Origin of the sequence: Streptomyces sp. NPDC002573 (assembly GCF_042889625.1) — a bacterium.
In the GTDB taxonomy this organism is placed as follows: domain Bacteria; phylum Actinomycetota; class Actinomycetes; order Streptomycetales; family Streptomycetaceae; genus Streptomyces; species Streptomyces gibsoniae.
Genome location: NZ_JBIARC010000024.1, coordinates 56947 through 74327, shown reverse-complemented (window position 1 = coordinate 74327; position 17381 = coordinate 56947). Strand labels below are relative to the sequence as shown.

The 17381-nt window shown below is 68.4% G+C and carries 17 protein-coding genes and 2 pseudogenes; 8 read left to right on the top strand and 11 right to left on the bottom strand.

The window, feature by feature from the left end; genetic code table 11:
- Positions 1 to 34 precede the first annotated feature (34 nt).
- On the top strand, positions 35 to 325 hold the full coding sequence (locus tag ACFYX0_RS22915; protein ID WP_355913363.1) for a hypothetical protein: 291 nt from the start codon (positions 35 to 37) through the stop codon (positions 323 to 325).
- A gap of 10 nt (positions 326 to 335) precedes the next feature.
- Here the strand turns inward: ACFYX0_RS22915 and ACFYX0_RS22910 are convergent, their stop codons facing one another.
- Together ACFYX0_RS22910 and ACFYX0_RS22905 are read right to left on the bottom strand one after the other, a co-directional pair.
- Positions 336 to 761: a CBS domain-containing protein gene (locus ACFYX0_RS22910; protein WP_311699331.1), complete on the bottom strand. Its 426-nt coding sequence runs from the start codon at positions 759 to 761 to the stop codon at positions 336 to 338.
- Positions 762 to 801: 40 nt separating this feature from the next.
- Complete coding sequence (locus ACFYX0_RS22905; RefSeq protein ID WP_388972689.1) at positions 802 to 1266, bottom strand: TIGR03668 family PPOX class F420-dependent oxidoreductase; 465 nt, start codon at positions 1264 to 1266, stop codon at positions 802 to 804.
- A gap of 182 nt (positions 1267 to 1448) precedes the next feature.
- On the opposite strand from ACFYX0_RS22905, the gene ACFYX0_RS22900 reads away from it, so the two are divergent.
- Positions 1449 to 1946, top strand: a complete 498-nt coding sequence (locus ACFYX0_RS22900; RefSeq protein ID WP_311699329.1) for an inorganic diphosphatase — start codon at positions 1449 to 1451, stop codon at positions 1944 to 1946.
- 89 nt (positions 1947 to 2035) lie between these two features.
- Here the strand turns inward: ACFYX0_RS22900 and ACFYX0_RS22895 are convergent, their stop codons facing one another.
- The 7 genes and pseudogenes from ACFYX0_RS22895 to ACFYX0_RS22865 form a co-directional block, all read right to left on the bottom strand.
- Positions 2036 to 2434 carry a luciferase family protein gene (locus tag ACFYX0_RS22895; protein ID WP_355913370.1) on the bottom strand — a complete coding sequence of 133 codons (399 nt, stop codon included), beginning with the start codon at positions 2432 to 2434 and terminating at the stop codon, positions 2036 to 2038.
- A 270-nt stretch (positions 2435 to 2704) separates the two neighbouring features.
- Positions 2705 to 3388: a response regulator gene (locus tag ACFYX0_RS22890; RefSeq protein WP_388972687.1), complete on the bottom strand. Its 684-nt coding sequence runs from the start codon at positions 3386 to 3388 to the stop codon at positions 2705 to 2707.
- 128 nt (positions 3389 to 3516) lie between these two features.
- Entirely contained in the window at positions 3517 to 4185 is a 669-nt protein-coding gene (locus ACFYX0_RS22885) for a potassium-transporting ATPase subunit C (RefSeq protein ID WP_388972686.1), read from the bottom strand.
- Between the two features lie 5 nt (positions 4186 to 4190).
- Positions 4191 to 6320 (bottom strand): potassium-transporting ATPase subunit KdpB, encoded by a 2130-nt coding sequence (gene kdpB, locus ACFYX0_RS22880; RefSeq protein ID WP_388972684.1) that lies wholly within the window; start codon positions 6318 to 6320, stop codon positions 4191 to 4193.
- A pseudogene (kdpA, locus tag ACFYX0_RS22875) lies at positions 6317 to 7980 on the bottom strand (potassium-transporting ATPase subunit KdpA). Before kdpA ends, kdpB begins: the two are co-directional and overlap by 4 nt.
- An 8-nt stretch (positions 7981 to 7988) precedes the next feature.
- A complete protein-coding gene (gene kdpF, locus ACFYX0_RS22870) occupies positions 7989 to 8078 on the bottom strand; it encodes a K(+)-transporting ATPase subunit F (protein ID WP_355924234.1) in 90 nt (29 codons plus the stop codon).
- Between the two features lie 257 nt (positions 8079 to 8335).
- Positions 8336 to 8530, bottom strand: coding sequence for a hypothetical protein (locus ACFYX0_RS22865; RefSeq protein WP_388972765.1), 195 nt, complete (start codon positions 8528 to 8530; stop codon positions 8336 to 8338).
- 166 nt (positions 8531 to 8696) lie between these two features.
- On the opposite strand from ACFYX0_RS22865, the gene ACFYX0_RS22860 reads away from it, so the two are divergent.
- The 4 genes and pseudogenes from ACFYX0_RS22860 to ACFYX0_RS22845 form a co-directional block, all read left to right on the top strand.
- The gene (locus ACFYX0_RS22860) at positions 8697 to 9254 is read left to right on the top strand and encodes a hypothetical protein (RefSeq protein ID WP_388972682.1); all 558 of its coding nucleotides are present in this window, start codon (positions 8697 to 8699) and stop codon (positions 9252 to 9254) included.
- A 1243-nt stretch (positions 9255 to 10497) separates the two neighbouring features.
- Positions 10498 to 12456: an amino acid transporter gene (locus tag ACFYX0_RS22855; RefSeq protein WP_388972681.1), complete on the top strand. Its 1959-nt coding sequence runs from the start codon at positions 10498 to 10500 to the stop codon at positions 12454 to 12456.
- A gap of 161 nt (positions 12457 to 12617) precedes the next feature.
- Positions 12618 to 13109 carry a MarR family winged helix-turn-helix transcriptional regulator gene (locus ACFYX0_RS22850; RefSeq protein ID WP_388972679.1) on the top strand — a complete coding sequence of 164 codons (492 nt, stop codon included), beginning with the start codon at positions 12618 to 12620 and terminating at the stop codon, positions 13107 to 13109.
- A 48-nt stretch (positions 13110 to 13157) separates the two neighbouring features.
- A pseudogene (locus tag ACFYX0_RS22845) lies at positions 13158 to 13262 on the top strand (LLM class flavin-dependent oxidoreductase); the annotation flags it as partial.
- A 92-nt stretch (positions 13263 to 13354) separates the two neighbouring features.
- Here the strand turns inward: ACFYX0_RS22845 and ACFYX0_RS22840 are convergent.
- Positions 13355 to 13987, bottom strand: coding sequence for a TetR/AcrR family transcriptional regulator (locus ACFYX0_RS22840; RefSeq protein WP_388972677.1), 633 nt, complete (start codon positions 13985 to 13987; stop codon positions 13355 to 13357).
- Positions 13988 to 14195: 208 nt separating this feature from the next.
- A complete protein-coding gene (locus ACFYX0_RS22835; RefSeq protein ID WP_388972763.1) occupies positions 14196 to 14618 on the bottom strand; it encodes a TetR/AcrR family transcriptional regulator in 423 nt (140 codons plus the stop codon).
- A 386-nt stretch (positions 14619 to 15004) separates the two neighbouring features.
- Here ACFYX0_RS22835 and ACFYX0_RS22830 point away from each other — a divergent pair, with 386 nt between their 5' ends.
- Together ACFYX0_RS22830 and ACFYX0_RS22825 are read left to right on the top strand one after the other, a co-directional pair.
- Positions 15005 to 15463, top strand: a complete 459-nt coding sequence (locus ACFYX0_RS22830; RefSeq protein WP_388972675.1) for a nuclear transport factor 2 family protein — start codon at positions 15005 to 15007, stop codon at positions 15461 to 15463.
- A gap of 328 nt (positions 15464 to 15791) precedes the next feature.
- Complete coding sequence (locus ACFYX0_RS22825; protein ID WP_388972673.1) at positions 15792 to 17273, top strand: MFS transporter; 1482 nt, start codon at positions 15792 to 15794, stop codon at positions 17271 to 17273.
- Positions 17274 to 17381 lie beyond the last annotated feature (108 nt).

Sequence of the window (17381 nt, the reverse complement as noted above, 5' to 3'; positions counted from 1 at the left end):
GGCGGTGCCGCTACTTCCGGAGGAGATGACTCGGATGCTGTTCCTCGGACTGCTTCTTCTCGCGGCCACCGTCGCCTTCACCGCTCTGGCGATCGCAGGCAACCTCACCGGCGGCCCCGACTACACCGTGTCCGTGCTCGATCACCACATCGCCACGATCAACACTCTTGCCGTGTTCGCCTCCGGCCTCGCCCTGGCGCTGCTGTTCTGCCTGGGCCTGGCCACCGCGGTGTCCGCGGCGACGCACCGGCACGGCACGCGACCGGCGCGGATACGGCGGGACACCACGATCGACGAGCGGACCGGACCCGACACCCGGCTGTGAGGCGCCGGTCTCAGCAGTTCGGCTCGGCCCTGCTGATGTCCGCGAGGGCGGACCGCGGGTCCTCCGTGGCGGCGAGGTCGCCGAGACTGACGATGCCGACCGGGCACCCGCCGCTCTCGACGACGGGGAGCCTGCGCACGGCGTGCCGGCGCATCAGCTCGACCGCGTGGTCGGTGGTGTCGTCGGGCGAGAGGGTGATCACGGGCGGACGGGTGCACACCGAGCCCGCGGTCACGGTGTTCGGGTCGCGGTCCCCGGCGACGGCCCTGACCACGATGTCGCGGTCGGTGAGCACGCCGAACAGATCGCGGTCGTAGGTCACCAGGACGTCCCCGACGTCCTGCTCGCGCATCAGACGGGCCACCCGGGCCACCGAGGTCATCGGTTCGACGGCGACCGCGCCCCGCGACATCACGTCACGTACCTGCCTGCTCATGGGATCCTCCCGGATGGTCTCATCTGCGTACGCCGCCTCCTCACCCGGCCGGGTCCGGCTCGGCGGCGGCACGCCAGCCGGTCCAGCGGCGGACGGCGACCACGGTCACCGGTCCGTCCGGCGGCATCTCCCGGTACTGGGGGTACTTCCGGGCCAGCAGGGACAGGGCCGCCTCGTACTCCTCGCGGTCCTGCGCCGTGGGCGCGCCGGGCGGCAGTATCCGCGCACCTCCGTCGGCCCGTACCCACCACAGCCGCTCCCACTCCTCGTCGTACTCGTCCGCGAGCAGACAGACGACCGGCTGGACGGCGATGTTGCGCAGCCGCTGCAACCGGCGGGACTGCTTGGGCTTGTGGTCGACGGCCATGACGATGCCGTCGTCGCCGCGCCGTGCGAACACCACCGGCACGAGGTGGGGCCGTCCCGCGGAGTCCACGGTCGCAAGACACGCCACCCGGGCGTCCGTGAACCGTCGCCGTGCCTCGTCCTCGGGCATGCTGGGCACCGTCCGGCCCTCCTTCCGCGGTACATGGGCGGCCGGCGTCCACGGGTACCCGGCCTCCGCTCTCCTACACGATCACCGTGCCCTCCCCCGTCGCCGCCCGGTCCCGATGTCGGGCCCGGGGCCGCGGGGCAGACTGGAAGGACAGATCCGTGCTTCACGGGCCGCCCGGCAAGGAGGCCGTCGTGGAATTCGACGTGATCGTGGAGATCCCGCAGGGTTCGCGCAACAAGTACGAGATGGACCACGAACTGCACCGCCTCCGCCTGGACCGGATGCTGTTCACGTCCACCAAGTACCCGGCCGACTACGGCTATATCGACCACACCCTGGGCCGGGACGGCGACCCGCTCGACGCCCTCGTCCTGGTGGGCGACCCCACCTTCCCCGGCTGTGTGATCGAGTGCCGTGCCGTCGGCATGTTCGTGATGAAGGACGAGAAGGGTCCCGACGAGAAGGTCCTGTGCGTCCCGGCGCACGATCCGCGCTACGCGTCCGTGCAGGACATCGGCGACGTACCCACCTTCGACCGGCTGGAGATCACCCACTTCTTCGAGGTCTACAAGGACCTGGAACCCGGCAAGTCGGTGGAGGGTTCGCACTGGGAGGGACGCGACCGGACGTACGCGGAGATCGACGCCGCCCGGCGGCGCGCCACCGGGCAGGGAGGGACGGCTCCCTGAGTGCCACTCCCCTTCGTCTCCGCGACGCTCACGCCCGAAACGTGCCGGCCGGGCGCAGATCGCCGAACAGGGCCTCCATCGGCGGTGGTTCAGCCGCAGGCGCCCTGCCGCGCGCGGGGGAGCACTGTGACACGACGGAAGTTGCATGTCTCGCGAACAAGGGCCTCCGCCGGGGGACGGGCCTGGTGGGCGTGCAGCGCCGCGCTGACCAGGCTCAACAGCAGGTCGACATCGGTGTCACAGTCCAGGCGGACGGTCACCCAGCGCGAGCCGGGCACCATGCGGATGGCTGTCGATCCGGCGAGGTCGCCGGAGAAGCGCCGTATGGCGCCGCTGGTCAGATGCAGGTCCGCCTCGTGGTCCGTGTGGAAGTGGACGATCTCGCTGTACCGGGAGCGGAGAGCCCGCCCGGTGCCGCAACTGGCCGGCTCCGCCGTGAGGTCGGGCCAGACCGTGAGTCGCTCCAGGGCGCGCTGGGCCAGAGTCATGTGCCCATCGTCGCCTTCTCATTCCCCGTCCACCAGAGGTTGAGGGTTCCGTAACCGGGACGTGAGGTTACCGACCGTGACGGCTCGATGCCGGCGGCGTGAAGTGACTGATGGCCCCGGCCTTGCGCGGGGAGGCGGACCGGGGCTCTGCATCGACGCTACGCCGGTCCGCACCGCCCTCCGAGTCCCGGTGACGCGACGCCGACGGCGATCCGGCCGACGCTGACGCGTTGTTGACGCCTCCCTGCGGGCGCGTCAGCGGGGCGGGGATCACTGCTCGAAGCGGTAGCCCATCCCGGGCTCGGTGATCAGATAGCGGGGGTGCGCGGGGTCCCGCTCCAGTTTGCGCCGCAGTTGGGCCATGTAGACCCGCAGATAGTTGGTCTTGCTGCTCTGCGAGACGCCCCAGACCTCCTGCAGCAGATACTTCTGGGTGACCAGCCGCCCGGGGTTGGTGACCAGGATCTCCAGCAGATGCCACTCGGTCGGGGTGAGCCGCACTTCACGGCCGTTGCGTACCGCCTTCTTGGCGAGCAGGTCGATGGTGAAGTCGTCGGTCGTGACGTGGTCCGTCCGGGGGGCGGGCGGTCCCTGGTCCGAGCGGCGGACGGCGGCCCGCAGCCGGGCGAGCAACTCGTCCATGCCGAACGGCTTGGTGATGTAGTCGTCGGCGCCCGCGTCGAGGGCCGCCACCTTCTCGCCTGCGGCCTGACGGGCCGACAGCACCAGGATCGGCACCCGGGTCCAGCCGCGCAGCGCTCTGATGACGTTGACTCCGTCCATGTCGGGCAGGCCGAGGTCGAGCAGGACCGCGTCGGGCCGGTGGACCGCGGCCAGGCTCAGGGCGGTCGCGCCGTCAGGGGCCGCGTGCACTTCGTACCGACGGGCCTGCAAGTTGATGACGAGGGCACGAACGATGTGGGGGTCGTCCTCCACCACCAGCACCCGGCTCATGGGCGTGCGCCTCTCCTTTCGTACGGAATCACCGATACCGGTGGCGGTCGACCGGTACGAAGAAGGCGGGAGCCGGCGGCTCGGAGCAACTCCGGGCCGCCGGCTCCCGTAGGGGCCATGCTGCGCCCTCAGTGCTTCGCTGCGAGGTCCTTGAGCGCGATGTTGAGCTCCAGGACGTTCACCCGGGGCTCACCGATGAAGCCGAGGGTGCGGCTGGTCGTGTGGTCCTTGACCAGCTTCTCCACCTGCGCGAGCGGCAGGTGGTTCTTCGCCGCGACGCGGTCGACCTGGAGGTCGGCGTAGGCCGTGGAGATGTCCGGGTCCAGACCCGAGCCCGAGGAGGTCACCGCGTCCGCGGGCACCTGCGAGGGCTGCACGCTGTAACCGGCCACCGAGTTGTCCTTCACGACCGCGGCCTTGGCGTCCTGCACCTGCTTGACCAGGGTCTTGCTGTCGGCGGCAAGGTTGGTGGCACCCGACAGCAGCAGCTTGTACCGGGTGTTCACACTGTTCGCGCCGAGACCGTTGGCCGGCCGGCCCTGGAACCACTTCAGGTCCGCGTCCGGGGTCTGCTGCCCCTTCTTCAACGGCAGGTTGTAGGCCTGCCCGATCAGGGACGACCCGACGACCTTGCCGTCCGCCTTGATCTGCGAGCCGTTCGCCCTGCCGGGGAACAGCCCCTGGGCGATGCCGGTGACGACCAGCGGATAGAAGACACCGGTCACCAGCGTCAGCACGAGAAGGGCACGCAGCCCCGCCCACAGCAACCGCGCCGTGGCGGATACCGAGTTGTTCATGGCGATCAGCCGATTCCGGGGATGAGGGAGATGAGCATGTCGATGATCTTGATCCCGATGAAGGGGGCGATCAGCCCGCCCAGACCGTAGATCCCGAGGTTGCGCCGCAGCATCTTGTCCGCACTGACCGGCCGGTACTGCACACCCCGCAGGGACAGCGGCACCAGCGCGATGATGATCAGCGCGTTGAAGATCACCGCGGACAGGATCGCGGAGTCCGGCGAGGACAGATGCATGACGTTCAGCTTGTCCAGGCCCGGATAGACCGCCGCGAACAGCGCCGGGATGATCGCGAAGTACTTCGCGACGTCGTTGGCGATGGAGAACGTCGTCAGCGCACCACGCGTGATCAGCAACTGCTTGCCGATCTCCACGATCTCGATCAGCTTGGTCGGGTTGGAGTCGAGGTCGACCATGTTGCCGGCCTCCTTGGCGGCCGACGTACCGGTGTTCATCGCCACACCGACATCCGCCTGCGCCAGCGCCGGAGCGTCGTTGGTGCCGTCACCGGTCATCGCGACCAGCTTGCCGCCCGCCTGCTCCCGCTTGATCAGCGCCATCTTGTCCTCGGGCGTGGCCTCCGCCAGGAAGTCGTCCACACCCGCCTCTTCGGCGATGGCCTTCGCGGTCAGCGGGTTGTCACCCGTGATCATGACCGTCTTGATACCCATGCGGCGCAGCTCGTCGAACCGCTCCCGCATACCGTCCTTGACGACGTCCTTGAGGTGGATGACACCCAGGACACGCGCACCGCGCTCGTCGTTCACGGCGACCAGCAGCGGGGTGCCACCGGCCTCGGAGATGCCGGTGGCCATGGTGCCCGCGTCCTGCGCGACGGTGCCGCCCTGTTCCTGGACCCAGGCGATGACCGAGGCCGTGGCGCCCTTGCGGATCTTCCTGCCGTCCACGTCCACACCCGACATACGGGTCTGGGCGGTGAAGGCGATCCACTCGGCGTGCGCCAGCTCGCCCTGGTGCCGCTCACGCAGCCCGTACTTCTCCTTCGCCAGCACCACGATCGAGCGGCCCTCGGGCGTCTCGTCCGCCAGCGACGACAGCTGCGCGGCGTCGGCGACCTCCGCCTCCGTCGTCCCGCGGACGGGCACGAACTCGGAGGCCTGACGGTTGCCCAGCGTGATCGTGCCGGTCTTGTCCAGCAGCAGCGTGGAGACGTCACCGGCGGCCTCGACCGCACGACCGGACATGGCCAGCACATTGCGCTGGACCAGGCGGTCCATGCCCGCGATACCGATCGCGGACAGCAGCGCACCGATCGTGGTCGGGATCAGACACACCAGCAGCGCCACCAGCACCACCATCGTCAGATGGGTGCCGGCGTAGTCGGCGAACGGCGGCAGCGTCGCACACGCCAGGAGGAAGACGATCGTCAGCGAGGCCAGCAGGATGTTCAGCGCGATCTCGTTCGGCGTCTTCTGCCGTGCCGCGCCCTCGACCAGGCTGATCATGCGGTCGATGAACGTCTCACCGGGCTTCGTCGTGATCTTGATGACGATCCGGTCCGAGAGGACCTTCGTACCGCCGGTGACCGCGCAACGGTCACCACCGGACTCACGGATCACGGGAGCGGACTCACCGGTGATCGCGGACTCGTCGACGGACGCGACACCCTCGATGACATCACCGTCACCGGGGATGATGTCGCCCGCCTCGCAGACCACCAGGTCACCGATCTTCAGCCCGGTCCCCGGAACCTGCTCCTCGGCGCCGCCCGTCACACGCCGCGCGACGGTGTCGGTCTTGGCCTTGCGCAGGGTGTCCGCCTGCGCCTTGCCACGGCCCTCGGCGACCGCCTCCGCCAGATTCGCGAAGATGACGGTCAGCCACAGCCACGCACTGATCGCCCAGCCGAACCAGTCGCCCGGGTCCTTGAAGGAGAAGACGGTGGTCAAAACGGAGCCGATCCACACCACGAACATCACAGGCGACTTGACCATCACCCGCGGGTCGAGCTTGCGGAAAGCGTCCGGCAGCGACCTGACCAACTGCTTGGGGTCGAAGAGGCCCGCGCCTACGCGGCCCTCGTCCTTGTGACCGGTGGGCACATCGCTGTGCGGCGCCCGGGTCGGAGTGGCTGTGGACATCGAGTCCTCTGACTTCTCTGTACGGGTGGTCATGACGCCAGCCCCTCGGCCAGCGGACCCAGCGCGAGAGCCGGGAAGTAGGTCAGACCGGTGATGATCAGGATCGCGCCCACGAGAAGACCCGTGAACAGCGGCTTCTCCGTGCGCAGGGTGCCCGCGGTGACCGGGACCGGCTTCTGCTCCGCCAGCGAACCCGCCAGCGCCAGGACAAACACCATGGGCAGGAAGCGGCCCAGCAGCATCGCCAGACCGGTCATCGTGTTGTACCAGTCGGTGTTCGCGTTCAGACCCGCGAAAGCCGAACCGTTGTTGTTCGCCGCCGAGGTGAACGCGTACAGCACCTCGGAGAAACCGTGCGCGCCGGAGTTGAGCATCGAGTGCGGCGGGGTCGGCAGCGCCATCGAGGCCGCCGCGAACACCAGCACCAGAGCCGGAGTGATCAGAATGTAGATCGCCGCCAGCTTGATCTCCCGGGCACCGATCTTCTTGCCCAGGTACTCCGGGGTACGGCCGACCATCAGACCGGCGATGAACACCGCGATGATCGCCATGATCAGAATGCCGTACAGGCCCGAACCCGTACCACCGGGCGCGATCTCGCCGAGCATCATGCTCAGCACCGTGATCCCGCCGCCCAGACCCGTGAACGAGGAGTGGAAGGAGTCCACCGCACCGGTCGAGGTCAGCGTGGTCGACACCGCGAAGATCGACGAACCACCGACCCCGAAGCGGACCTCCTTGCCCTCCATCGCCCCGCCCGCAGCCTGCAGCGCCGGCCCGTGGTGCGCGAACTCCGCCCACATCATCAGCGCGACAAAACCCAGCCAGATCGTGAACATCGTGGCGAGGATCGCGTACCCCTGCTTCACCGAACCGACCATCACACCGAACGTGCGGGTCAGCGAGAACGGGATCACCAGCAGCAGGAAGATCTCGAAGAGGTTCGTGAACGGAGTCGGGTTCTCAAAGGGGTGAGCGGAGTTGGCGTTGAAGTAACCGCCACCGTTCGTACCCAGCTCCTTGATCGCCTCCTGCGAGGCCACCGCGCCGCCGTTCCACTGCTGCGAGCCGCCCATGAACTGGCCCACCGCGTGATACCGGAGAAGTTCTGGATCGCACCACAGGCCACCAGGATCACCGCGGCGATGACCGCACCCGGCACCAGGATCCGCACCGTGCCACGCACCAGGTCGGCCCAGAAGTTGCCCAGCTCACCCGTGCGCGAACGCACGAAGCCACGCACCAGCGCGACCGCGACCGCGATACCCACCGCCGCGGAGACGAAGTTCTGCACCGCCAGACCGGCCGTCTGCACGACGTGACCCATGGTCTGCTCGCCGTAGTACGACTGCCAGTTCGTGTTCGTCACGAACGACACAGCCGTGTTGAACGACTGCGCCGGGTTCACCGCGGAGAAACCCAGCGAACCGGGCAGCACACCCTGCAGACGCTGCAACAAATACAGGAAGAGGACACTGACAGTCGAGAAGGCCAGCACACCGCGCAGATACGCCGGCCAGCGCATCTCCGCGTCAGGATTGGCACCGATGCCCTTGTAGATCCACTTCTCGACACGCCAGTGCCTGTCCGAGGAGTAGACCCGGGCCATGTAGTTGCCGACGGGAACGTAGACGAGCGCCAGTGCGCCTATGAGAGCGAGCAGCTGAAGCACGCCCGCGAGTTCAGGACCCATGTCTGTGCTCAGAACCTCTCCGGGAAGATCAGGGCGAGGACGAGATAGCCCAGCAGGGCGACGGACACCACCAGACCGACGATGTTCTCGGCAGTCACAGCTTCGTCACCCCCTTGGCGACGAGAGCCACCAGCGCGAAAGCCGCGAGCACGGTGACGACGAAGGCCACATCGGCCATCGTGAACTCCTGGAATGAGGTTCGGATCGGACTGGAACGGTTAGAGGAAACCGTCCTTCTGGCCGGATTCGACTGCCGTTGACGGGTCCCTTACGGGGGCTGTCAGGCCTTTGACGGGACTCTTACGGACACCGCTGTGACCTGGGGCAAGGCGCGACTGTCGAGCACGCGGATTAGTCAGAACAGCCGGAAGCGCAGCTGGCAGATCACCGCGTTGGTCTCCCGCCGTACGGCATGGGCGACCACGGCACCCCGCTGGTTCTGCAGCAGCCACTGCCACAGCCGCTCCGGCTCGGTCTCCCGGGCCGCGCGCGGGACGACACGCGGGTGCACCAAGGTTCTGGCCGCTTCCGGCCGGATCCGTGCACTCATTGCGCGTTCTTCGCGCCGGGCCCGGCGACCTTGACGTCGCCTTGACGCCCGATGTGACGTGGGCGACACCGACAGTGCTGCAACGGCGTCAAGAAGCACGCCCGGCACATCAGAGTCCCATCAAGGCACCTCTCCTCCGGCTTCCGCGCTGTCTACCGTCGGCGGTATGGAAGGGCGTGACCACGTGCGACACGAGGTGACCGGCGCGCCCACGGCGGAACCCGGGCGGGCGCTGTCCGACCGCCGCTGGACGAAGGAGCTGCACAGCTCGATCCGCTGTGCGGCCGCGCTCCTCGTGATGCTGTTCCTGATCGACTGGGGCGCCGGCACAGCGACTCCTGGGCGCACCGCGCTGTGGTGCGCGCTGTCCCTGCTGCTGTTCGTGGTGCTGTGCCCGCGGCGGGTCACCGCGGGCGAGGGGTGGCTGGCCTCGCGCGGACTGCTGCGTACGCAGCGGGTCCGCACCGATCTGCTGGTGTCGGTGCGCTGTCTGGACGGCGTCTCCCAGCGGCTGGTGCTCCGGGACGCGTTCGGCGGGCGGGTCGAGCTCGATCCCCAGGTGCTGGTGAACAACCCCGACTTGTGGCACCGGCTGCACGAGGACGCGCGCACATCGGCGGAGATGGGCTGCCTGATGTGCGGGGAGACCGCGCTGCGCCGCGTCCAGCAGCGGGTCGACCGTGAGACCGCTCTGACCGTGTTCAAGGTGTCGGGGCTGGAGTAGCGGCATCGAAGTCGTCGGTTCCGGCACAACGGCGGTGGTGCCGGAACCGGCTGAGCGGCCCGTGGCTCGGGGAGCCTCGGGCCGCCGTATGCGTCAGCCCTCGTGCGGCGGTCCCGCCGCGTCGAGTGCGGCGCCCGTCTGGTCGGCCAGTGTCACCGCGACCAGTCGCGCCTGGAGCGGTGGTACGGGCCCGGGGCCGGGGGTGGGCATGAGTCGGCCCGGATAGTAGGGCGAGCCGGTCACGTACCGGCCAGGCGGCCGCGGGGCCGCGGATCGGCTGGAAGCCGTGCAGCCTTTCGAGGGCTGTGCGGGTACTCATGGGCCACCTCCTGTGACGGGGCCCCTGTGGGTGCGGTCGCCGGAACGCTGGCGGCAGCCGCATCGTCGGCTCAACACCCCTGCGGGCCAAGGTGACTTCTTGTGTTCTCTGCTCCCACGGAAGTCCTTCCGCGGCCGGCCGGCACCGTCGTCGGCGGATCCTTGGCGCGGCCCACGGGGAACCTGACACCGCTTTGACGTGGCCGGGCCCCGGCGCAGCAGCAGGGGGAGGAAGGCGACGAGTGAGACCGTGACCGCGCGCTGGAAGCGCGGCCTCACGGGCACGGGTGACCCTATCGCGGCTGCGCAGAGCGGCCCGCGCGGTCACGGTCTCACGGCGGAGACGAAGCCTCCGGCCGTCCGGTCCGCCGCTGTCCTTCGGATCGCGGACCGATACCCCCCTCGGGCGGGGCGGGCGCCTGGTGCCGCGGCTGTGCGCCGTGGTTCCCTGCGGCCTCCGTGCCGTGCCGGCCATGACCCGTCACGGTCCTTCTCACGTCGACCACAGAGAAGCGCCCGCCCCTGATACCGCCCCAGTCTGTGGCCGCATCCGGTCAGGAACGATCGGCGTTGATGCACCTCTGATGTTCTCTCAGCCGGGATTGACAGCGCCTTGACGGGGCCGGCGGTCGCCGCGGCCCGACGGCCGCCAGGGCCGCGTCGACATGACGCTGTGTGTTCGCAGAGTGCGCGGACCGCCCTCCTGTGCCCTGTGCCACATTCGGACCGCCGAACCCAGCCCTTTGATACGTCCCTGATGTCGGTTTGATTCCCCGTTGACGTCGGTCCGGCCGTTTTTAACGCAAGCTTGACGCCGCAGCCCGCGCCAACCGTGGGCCGAGACGTCACTCTCTGCTTACGCTGGTGCAGCCGTCCGTGTGATGGCCGATTCACCGACCGAGCCGCACACCAGGAGAGCACGCCGATGGCCACCACCGAACACCCACCTGCGAGCCGATTGCGGGCGTGGATGCTGGAGGGGCTGTCCGACATGGGCAAGGGCTCCACTCCTACGGCCGCCCAGCCCGAGCAGCCCGCACCCGTGCACAAGGGGCAGCGTTGGTGGCGGGTGATGTGCCTGACCGGTGTCGACTACTTCTCCACCCTCGGCTACCAGCCCGGCATCGCCGCGCTCGCCGCCGGTCTGCTCTCCCCCATCGCCACCATCGTGCTGGTGATCGTCACCCTGGCCGGCGCCCTGCCCGTCTACCGCCGCGTCGCCGAGGAGAGTCCGCACGGCGAGGGCTCCATCGCCATGCTGGAGCGCCTGCTCTCCTTCTGGCAGGGCAAGCTCTTCGTCCTGACCCTGCTCGGCTTCGCCGCCACCGACTTCCTGATCACCATCACCCTCTCCGCCGCCGACGCCTCCACTCACCTCGTGGAGAACCCCCACCTCACCGGCGTCCTCCACGGCCACCAGGTACTGATCACCCTGCTGCTGGTGGCACTGCTGGGCGCGGTGTTCCTCAAGGGCTTCCTGGAGGCGATCGGGGTCGCGGTCGCCCTCGTCGGCATCTACCTCGTCCTCAACGCCGTAGTCGTCGCCGTGGGCCTGTGGCACGTCGTCACCGCCGGGCATGTGGTCACCGACTGGACCGGCGCCCTGACCGCCGAGCACGGCAATGTCTTCGTGATGGTCGGCCTGGCACTGCTCGTGTTCCCGAAGCTGGCGCTCGGCCTGTCCGGCTTCGAGACCGGTGTCGCCGTCATGCCCCATGTGCAGGGCGACGCGGACGACACCGAGGAGAAGCCCACCGGCCGGATCCGGGACACGAAGAAGCTGCTCACGACCGCCGCGCTGATCATGAGCGGCTTCCTGATCGCGACCAGCTTCATCACGACGCTACTGATCCCGGAGAAGGAGTTCAAGGCCGGCGGCCAGGCCAACGGGCGCGCGCTGGCGTATCTGGCGCACCAGTATTTGGGCGGCGGATTCGGGACGGTCTACGACATATCGACCATCGCGATCCTGTGGTTCGCGGGCGCCTCCGCCATGGCCGGTCTGCTGAACCTCATGCCGCGCTATCTGCCCCGTTACGGCATGGCCCCGCACTGGGCCCGCGCCGTGCGGCCCATGGTCATGGTCTTCACCCTGGTCGCGTTCCTCGTCACCTGGATCTTCGACGCCAATGTGGACGCCCAGGGCGGCGCCTACGCCACCGGTGTGCTGGTGCTGATCAGCTCCGCGGCGATCGCGGTGACCATCGCCTCCCGCAAGGCCCGCCAGCGCAACTGGACCATCGCGTTCGCGGTGATATCCGCGGTGTTCCTCTACACCACGGTCGTCAACGTGATCGAGCGGCCGGACGGTGTGAAGATCGGTGCCTGCTTCATCGCCGGGATCATCCTCGTCTCGCTGCTGTCCCGCCTCGCCCGGTCCTTCGAGCTCCGCGTGACCAGCGTGACCCTGGACGACATGGCGGAACGGTTCGTGCGGGACATCGCCAGCCGCAAGATCCGGTTCATCGCCAACGAGCCCGGCGAGCGGGACGCCGCCGAGTACCGCCACAAGATCGAGCAGATCCGCGCCGACAACGACATCACCCCCCAGGACGACTTCGTCTTCGTGGAGGTGACCGTCACCGACCCCTCGGAGTTCGAGGCGGGGCTGACCGTACGCGGTGAGGTCCTGCACGACCGCTACCGCGTGCTCACCCTGGAGTCGTCCTCCATCCCCAACGCCCTCGCCGCCCTGATGCTCCACGTCCGCGACGCCACGGGCTGCATCCCGCACATCTACTTCGAGTGGACCGAGGGCAGCCCGTTCGCCAACTTCCTGCGCTTCTTCCTCTTCGGCCAGGGCGAGGTCGCCCCGGTCACCCGGGAGGTGCTGCGCGAGGCGGAGGCCGACCGCAAGCGGCGACCGAGGGTTCACGTCGGCTGAACCGGCACGCGCCGACGGGCTGCTCCTCGCGCGGGGTACGCCGAGGAGCAGCCCGTCGGCGCGGTCGCGCATCCGGCGCCGTAGGACCCTATTGAGTGGTTCACAACCAATTCGCGCTCTATAGAATCGGTGAGGACGTGAACGCCAGGGTGGAGACGGCCATGCAGCAGAGCACGGAAACAGGGAACGACACCGTGGGCGCACCTGGGGCCGCACCGGCCGAGGACGTCTCCCTGCTCCTGGACGACCAGCTCTGCTTCGCCCTGTACGCGGCCTCCCGCGCCGTCACCGCACGCTACCGGCCCCTGCTCGACGAACTCGGCCTCACCTACCCCCAGTACCTGGTGATGCTCGTGCTGTGGGACCAGGACTCGATCTCCGTACGCGATCTGGGCCAGGCGCTTCAACTGGAGTCCAGCACTCTCTCACCCCTCCTGAAGCGGCTGGAGTCGAGCGGTCTGCTCAGGCGCGAGCGACGCCCGGAGGACGAACGCTCCGTCGCCATCCGGCTGACCGACGCCGGGGCCCGGCTGCGGGACCGGGCGCGGACGATCCCTCCCGCCATCGGCGACGCCATGGGCCTGACCCGCGAGCAGGAGGTGCAGGCCGGGCAGCTCCTGCGCCTCATCACCGCCAACGTCTCCGGCGGCTGAGGCGACGACCGCCGGGAATCACCCGCCGCTGCGGGCGTTGAAGCCCTTGTGAGCGCCGTGACCGCACAGACCCGTATCTCCGTACTCGACCGTTCGCGCACCCGCGAGGCGAACGACGGGACCGAGGCCCTGCAGCACACCGTGCGACTGGCCACTACCACCTGCACACTCAAGGCCACTCACGGCTCCTGCACCAGGGCCGGGGCGGCGGATCACATCACAGCGCCAAAGTCGCCGCAACCGCGTTAGAGCGAGGACGATACGGCCCCGGCGTGGGGCGGTGGGCCCGGTAGCGTCGGGAAGTCGGCAGCTTGCATGCCGTCGAAGACAAGGCGCAGATACCGTTGCCACAGGTGCGGCTGGGTGTCCTGCAGGCGGGACGCCGTCAGGTAGATGCCGCTCATCAGCAGCAGAATGTCCTGGCCGGTGATGTCTTCGCGAATGGCGCCGTGCCGGCGCGCGCGGTCGGTGAGCGTCTCGGTGACACTCTCCAGATTTTCCTGGCTCCTGTGCACCTCGGGATGTTCGTTGGCGACGCCGTGAACGACTTGGCAGAAGGCGCGGTCCTCGACCTGTAGTTCGATGGCGGCGCTCATGAAATCGCACAGTGCTTCGGCCGGGTCCTCCACGTGCATCAGACGCTCGCCGGTCTCAGCAAGGCGATACATTTTCTCGGTGACGATTGCCGCCAGCAGGTCGTCCTTGGTGGTGAAGTGCCGAAACACCGTCCCCTTGCCGATACCGGCCCGCTCTGCGATCTCCGAGACGGAGACCTCGGTGCCCTGTTCGGCGAATGCCTCGGCGGCTGCGGTGACCAGGAGCTTTCTGGTGCGCACGGCGTCACTTCGCATCGGCCTGATCGCTGCCTGATCCGCCATAGCTCCTCCTCGGTCCGAGCGAGTGCAGTTTAACGGACCTTACGGTCAGCTTCTTGCCCTCATGGTCGAGCCACGTCCACCGCCGGTGCCCGCGGCCCGGGACTCAGCGCGACCCGGTGGGCGGCCTTCCGGAATGTCCGACAGGGGCTGCCGCACCGGCCTAGCGTGTGCAGCGGGGCGTGGCGAGTCCGTCGAAGAGCAACTCCAGCTACCGGTGGACCACGGGGTCTCGGCTGTTGAGAGCACGGCCAGGCAGAGGCCGAGCGAGCTGACTGACAGCGGCCGCCAGCTCGCCGGCGGAGACGTCAAGCCGAACCCGTCCCGAACGCTGGGCGGCCTCGAAAAGAGCTGAGATCACATGCGTGAGATGTGCGATCGCCTTGAGGACCTCCGGGTCCTGCACACCGGGGCAGTCGGCGAGGATCGGGCACAGCGCCGCGAAGTTCTCGTCGACCGCTCGATGCACGAAGCGGCGCACGGCTTCGAAGGGGGTGGGCTCCTCGGCCAGGGCGGCCTCGGCCTGCTCGGCAGTTCGGGAGAGCAGTGACAGCGTGACCGTGCGGATGAGTTCCCGGCGGCCGGCGAAGTGCCGGTAGAGGGTGGCGTTGCCAAGGCCTGCCCGGCGTGCGATCTCGTCCAGCGGAACACCCGGGCCGCACTCGCTGAAAGCTTCACATGTGGCAGCCGGCGTCGCTGCGCATGGGTCTCGCTGCAGGCTCCGTCATGGTGCCGTCCCTTCTTTCGTCGGTGAGTGTAGAACAAGCGGACCTATTGGTCACCTTATGGAAAGCCAATGCGACCAGGCAGTCATGCGCGGCGACCGCCGAACGTGACCGTACGGTCAGGTTGTGATGCAGAACATGACCGCCCGGTCCGCTTCCGTGTTACGGTCAATGTGACCACCCGGTCCGATTGGGCTCGGGAAGCTACTGCGGCCGGGTGCCGGGCCAGGCGACTGCCGAGCTCCACGGGGGCGAGCCGGCCGACAAGACTCGACGAAGCGGAAGGTGATCGATCATGGACGCCGTCGAGCGTCTGAGCATCATCGAGGCTGTGCGCCGCGTTATGGCGCGCTACGTCCGACACGCAGACCACCAGCAGTGGCAGGAACTGGCGTCCCTGTTCACTCCGGACGGCACCTTCACTCCCTACCAGCTGGATGGCTCGGCGTGGGTGCGGATGGAGGGCCGCGAACAGATCGTGGCAGCAGTCGGCGCCGCCGGTGGACCGGGCACCGTCCTGATCCACCACCTGTTCTCGGATGAGATCGACGTGGAGTCGCCCACATCAGCGCGGGGAATCTGGGCGATGGAGGACATCATCACCAAGCCTGAGAACGCCGAGGTGTCCGAGGCATTCCCCTTCAAGGCGATGCACGGTTTCGGTCACTACCACGCACGCTTCGTCAAGGTCGACGGCTCGTGGTTCATCGCCGAACTCGAACTTCCCCGGCTGCGCCTGGACTTCACCTCCTGAGACCGCAGCGCCCCGAACCGTCAGGCAGCCAGCCGGTTCACGAACGGCTCGCATGCCGCTGACAGCGGTCTCCGCCTGCTGCCAGCCGCTGCACTAGCTCACAAGGGCCCCGGCCCACCCACACGCACCCACCGCTCCGGGCACCGTTGCACCAGCCCCGGGTCTGCGCGCATTCACGCCTGCAGACCGGGCTGAACCCCAAGCGTTCCTACGCCTTTACCACGGCATAGGCCGACCGGACCTAGCGATCGCCGACGGCGACATCACACGACGCCGCGCCCCAAAGTCCGCTTCCCTGTCTCCACTTGCACGAGAGAACGCCACACCCATGTCTGCTACCCCCCATCCGAATCCGCGCCGCTGGGCGGCCTTGCTGTTCATTTCCGTCGCCCAGCTGATGGTGTTCCTGGACAGCGCGGTGATGAACATCGCGCTGCCCTCCGCACAGCAGGCGCTGCACTTCTCCGACGGCGGCCGCCAATGGGTCATCACCGCCTACGGCCTGGCCTTCGGCGGCTTGCTCATCGTGGGCGGCCGCCTGGGCGACATGCTGGGTCGCAAGCGGACCTTCATCATCGGCCTGGTCGGCTTCGCACTGGCCTCCGCGCTGGGCGGGGCCGCGGGCAACCTCGGTGTCCTGCTGGTCGCGCGAGCCGGACAGGGCGTCTTCGGCGCGCTGCTCGCCCCCGCCTCTCTCGCCCTGATCTCGCTGACCTTCACCGACTCCAAGGAACGGCACAAGGCGTTCGGAATATACGGCGCCATCGCCACCGCGGGCGGCGTCGTGGGCTTGGCCCTTGGCGGGATCCTCACCGAGTACCTGAACTGGCGCTGGGCGATGTTCGTCAACATCCCGTTCGCCGTCGCCGGCATCATCGGCGCCCTCACCGTGGTCCACGACATCCCCAACGAGGTTGACCACAGTCGCATCGACATACCCGGCGCCGTCCTCGCCACCCTGGGCGTAGTCGCCCTGGTGTTCGGCTTCTCCGAAGCCGAGAGCCGCGGGTGGGGCTCCGGCCTGACTCTCGCCATGCTCGCTGCCGGTGTGGTGCTGCTGCTCGTCTTCCTGATCACACAGAGCAAGATCAAATTCCCTATTCTCCCCCTGCACGTGCTCAGCGAACGCAACCGGGCCGGCGCCTACCTCTCCGTCGCCTTCGGCGTGATGAGCATGTTCAGCATGTTCCTCTTCCTCAGCTACTACCTGCAGCTCGTCAAGGGCTACTCGCCGATCGCGGCCGGCTTCGCCTTCGTGCCGCTTGGCGTCGCACAGGGCACCGGCTCCATGGCCCTCGGCACCCGGCTGTCTGCCCGCATGCGCCCCGGACTGCTGATGGCCGCCGGCTACCTCGTCAGCGGAATCGGTGTCCTCATGCTTGCCCTGCTGGACAAGGACAGTTCGTTCGGGCTGCTCGCAGTGGCTGAGGTCATCACCGGCCTTGGCATCGGCACCGCCTTCATGCCTGCCATCAGCCTCGGGACACACGGAGTGGCCCCACAGGACGCGGGCGTCGCCTCCGCCATGGTCGGCACCTCCCAGCAGGTCGGCGGCTCGATCGGTACCGCGCTGCTGAACACCATCGCCGCCAGTTCCACCGCGGCCTACCTCGCCTCCCACCACGGACACGGCAAGGCGGCGACCGATGCCGCCCTGGTCCACGGCTTCAGCATCGGATTCTGGTGGGCAGCCGGATTCCTGGCCCTGGCCGCGCTGTTCTCCTTCTTCGCGATCAACACCCCCCGCCCTGAACACAGCGGACCTTCCGCCGAGGCAGAAGCCCTGGAGCAGCCGGTTCCCGTCCACTGACCGCTGCCTGGCAGAACTCCCGTGCTCAGAGGCCGCGATCGGGTCGCACCACAGCGGCCTGACCGAAACCCCCGATCGTTCGAACGAGCGGGACCTCAGATCCTGCGG

Excerpts from the sequence above, each read along its gene's own strand:
- ACFYX0_RS22915 (WP_355913363.1), top strand. The coding sequence starts at position 35 with ATGCTGTTCCTCGGACTGCTTCTTCTCGCGGCCACCGTCGCCTTCACC.
- ACFYX0_RS22910 (WP_311699331.1), bottom strand. The coding sequence starts at position 761 with ATGAGCAGGCAGGTACGTGACGTGATGTCGCGGGGCGCGGTCGCCGTC.
- ACFYX0_RS22895 (WP_355913370.1), bottom strand. The coding sequence starts at position 2,434 with ATGACTCTGGCCCAGCGCGCCCTGGAGCGACTCACGGTCTGGCCCGAC.
- ACFYX0_RS22890 (WP_388972687.1), bottom strand. The coding sequence starts at position 3,388 with ATGAGCCGGGTGCTGGTGGTGGAGGACGACCCCCACATCGTTCGTGCC.
- ACFYX0_RS22885 (WP_388972686.1), bottom strand. The coding sequence starts at position 4,185 with ATGAACAACTCGGTATCCGCCACGGCGCGGTTGCTGTGGGCGGGGCTG.
- kdpB (WP_388972684.1), bottom strand. The coding sequence starts at position 6,320 with ATGACCACCCGTACAGAGAAGTCAGAGGACTCGATGTCCACAGCCACT.
- ACFYX0_RS22865 (WP_388972765.1), bottom strand. The coding sequence starts at position 8,530 with ATGAGTGCACGGATCCGGCCGGAAGCGGCCAGAACCTTGGTGCACCCG.
- ACFYX0_RS22860 (WP_388972682.1), top strand. The coding sequence starts at position 8,697 with ATGGAAGGGCGTGACCACGTGCGACACGAGGTGACCGGCGCGCCCACG.
- ACFYX0_RS22855 (WP_388972681.1), top strand. The coding sequence starts at position 10,498 with ATGGCCACCACCGAACACCCACCTGCGAGCCGATTGCGGGCGTGGATG.
- ACFYX0_RS22850 (WP_388972679.1), top strand. The coding sequence starts at position 12,618 with ATGCAGCAGAGCACGGAAACAGGGAACGACACCGTGGGCGCACCTGGG.
- ACFYX0_RS22840 (WP_388972677.1), bottom strand. The coding sequence starts at position 13,987 with ATGGCGGATCAGGCAGCGATCAGGCCGATGCGAAGTGACGCCGTGCGC.
- ACFYX0_RS22830 (WP_388972675.1), top strand. The coding sequence starts at position 15,005 with ATGGACGCCGTCGAGCGTCTGAGCATCATCGAGGCTGTGCGCCGCGTT.
- ACFYX0_RS22825 (WP_388972673.1), top strand. The coding sequence starts at position 15,792 with ATGTCTGCTACCCCCCATCCGAATCCGCGCCGCTGGGCGGCCTTGCTG.